Here is a 309-nt window from a genome sequence, read left to right as displayed (position 1 = left end):
TACCATTGATCTTCCAGATGAAACCATTCTCCATATCGAGATTCAGGGAAATATCCTTGCCTTTTATTTCGGATAAAACAGTGGCAGGAAGTGTCTCAGCCCCATTCATGATAATGGAGATGGTATCTTTTTCTTGGGAAGCCTTGATCAGATCATTGACAGCATCCCAGCCTTTCTTCTGGAAACTTCCCTCAATATAAGGTTCCCCATCACCAAGTTTTCCGAGGGTTTTTGTATCCTGATGTTTGCAACGCTTACAGGTGTAAGTTATGATTCCGTCAGTTTCGGCAGTTGGTTCTGTAGTGATAA

The 309-nt window shown here is 42.1% G+C and carries 1 protein-coding gene; it reads right to left on the bottom strand.

The window, feature by feature from the left end; translation table 11 throughout:
- Positions 1-309: hypothetical protein (locus LJE09_RS17605; protein ID WP_227311634.1), on the bottom strand; the 309-nt coding region annotated here is incomplete at both ends.

The organism is Blautia sp. DFI.3.45 (assembly GCF_020593505.1).
Classification (GTDB): domain Bacteria; phylum Bacillota; class Clostridia; order Lachnospirales; family Lachnospiraceae; genus Blautia_A; species Blautia_A wexlerae.
Note: the sequence above shows the minus strand (reverse complement) of the source record. Positions and strands in the feature narration are given on the sequence as shown.